Below are 2,111 nucleotides of genomic sequence, written 5' to 3' on the forward strand. Positions count from 1 at the left end.
TTTTCACTCCAAGTGCGTAGATTAAGTTTTTTACGCTAAAAGTCAACTGTTAATAGTGTTTAACTGCGTTACTTTAGTGCAGGGCGTTCATTTTTGTACATAAATAGCTTACATTACTTCGATATTGTAGCCATTCTGCGTCCAGCATAAAACCTCGGTTTTATCGCTGTACCATTCAGAAAGCACAAAGCGTTGTGCGGTTTTGCCGTCTATTATAAAAGTATGCACATTAGGCCGATGTGTATGGCCGTGTATCAAGCGTAAACAGTTGTGGCTGCGCAACGTATCGATAACGCTATTTTGGTTAACGTCCATGATGTCTTGCGCTTTCCCGCGTTTATGAAAATAACTGCGTAGCCGATACCAACGCGCTACCAGTAAACGCAGTAACAACGGCTTGGACAGTACGCTGTATTGCCATTCGCTGGTGTGCGATTTAATGCGGAAGGCTTGGTAGGGCAAATCGTCAGTACACAGTAAATCACCGTGCATCAGTAAAGTCGGTGTGCCGTATAAATCGATGACGCTATAATCACCTAGCAAGCTTACGCCAGTGGCTAGGCAAAAACGCTGACCTAGCAGAAAATCACGGTTGCCTTGTTGCAAATACACTTTCACACCGGAATTGGTGAGTTGTTTAAGCTGTGTGCGGATTTTGTTAGTGGGTGGCATAAAGTCATCGTCGCCTACCCAAGTGTCGAATAAGTCGCCAAGTATATAAAGTGCTTCGGCATGGATAGCGCGGTTTTTTAGAAAGTCCAGAAACCGGCGGGTGATGTGTGGTTTTTCTAGGCTCAGGTGCAGGTCGGAGATGAATAACGTGTCTTTAGATGCAGGGACAATAATAGGCATCACAACGCTTGTGCCCAATTATGCCAATAAGTAGCTATTTCTGAAGTCTGCTTTATGATTGCATCTGGTGCTAAAGGAGCGGGCCAAAAAATAAGAGCGTAAAAGTCAGCAGGATCTTCTTCTACGATGGTATCTATTTCCTTTCCGTAATCCATATTACGTGCGCAATAACATACACGATAACTTGGTAGCAGCAACGGAATATTGCAAACTAATGTACCATCCCAATCAACCAAACGCGCTTCGCTTGTGTTCGGTATAAAAGAAACTTCTACAATATCTTCCCAAGCATCATCAAGTTGTGGGGTGGCATCTAATACATCGACAGTCATACCAACATCACCTGTATGCAAGCCCGTTAAAATACACAGTGAATCTCGTGATGCGGCACCACAAAGTCCATTAGATTGACCGCGAAAATAACCTTCAAAAGAATCTACTAAGGTTTGCCCATCCGTACCAACGTACGCCTGGCCATAATGAACATGCAGCCGCCCATCAAAAATTCGTGCCATAAATCTCCAAAAACTTAAGCGTTAGAAAAAAATACAGACCACTATCACCAAAAGTAATCGTGATCTGTATTTTTATCGCATATTACTTTACAACTTCAGCCTTCTCAATCACGATATCCGTTTTAGGCACATCCTGATGACCACCACGATTACCCGTAGGCTTGTTTGCCATGCTATCAACAATATCCATGCCTTCAACCACTTCAGCAAACACCGCGTAACCCCAACCACTTGATGTCGGGCTGGTATGATTTAAAAAGCCGTTATCTTTGTAATTAATAAAAAATTGCGCGGTAGCGGAATTAGGATCATTAGTACGTGCCATTGCCAAGGTGCCACGGGTATTTTTCAAGCCATTATCGGCTTCGTTTTTAATAGAACCGTGTACGGCTTTTTGATTAAACTTGGTATCAAATCCACCGCCTTGTGCCATAAAATCTTTTATGATGCGATGAAAAATCGTGCCATTATAAAAGCCTTCATTGACATAAGTCAGAAAATTGGCGGAAGAGATCGGCGCTTTTTCTGTATTGAGCGCAATAGTGATTGCACCAAGATTGGTAGTTAATTTAACTTTGGTTTGGGGTTCTGACATTTTATTTTCCGTTGCGAAAGAAAGTGTTGGGGTTAAAGCGAGCAGCATGGACAGCATAAGAATACGCATAAGTTATCCTTGTAAGCGATTCAAAACGTGAATTTTATGTGTTTTTGTATTGAAATGGAAGCGTCTGCTTGTTACATTGC

General features: G+C 42.3%; 3 protein-coding genes. All 3 read right to left on the reverse strand.

The genetic code is table 11. The annotated features are described in order from the left end of the window. Positions 1-108: 108 nt before the first annotated feature. The 3 genes from lpxH to CRENPOLYSF2_RS08345 all read right to left on the reverse strand — a co-directional run bounded on the left by lpxH (position 109) and on the right by CRENPOLYSF2_RS08345 (position 2,031). Complete coding sequence (gene lpxH / locus CRENPOLYSF2_RS08335) at positions 109-852, reverse strand: UDP-2,3-diacylglucosamine diphosphatase (RefSeq protein ID WP_087143496.1); 744 nt, start codon at positions 850-852, stop codon at positions 109-111. Then, positions 852-1,367 carry a hypothetical protein gene (locus CRENPOLYSF2_RS08340; RefSeq protein ID WP_087143497.1) on the reverse strand — a complete coding sequence of 172 codons (516 nt, stop codon included), beginning with the start codon at positions 1,365-1,367 and terminating at the stop codon, positions 852-854. Before CRENPOLYSF2_RS08340 ends, lpxH begins: the two co-directional genes overlap by 1 nt. A gap of 82 nt (positions 1,368-1,449) precedes the next feature. Next, positions 1,450-2,031, reverse strand: coding sequence for a peptidylprolyl isomerase (locus tag CRENPOLYSF2_RS08345; RefSeq protein WP_087143498.1), 582 nt, complete (start codon positions 2,029-2,031; stop codon positions 1,450-1,452). Positions 2,032-2,111 lie beyond the last annotated feature (80 nt).

The sequence above is a fragment of the Crenothrix polyspora genome, from assembly GCF_900163755.1.
Lineage (GTDB): Bacteria > Pseudomonadota > Gammaproteobacteria > Methylococcales > Methylomonadaceae > Crenothrix > Crenothrix polyspora.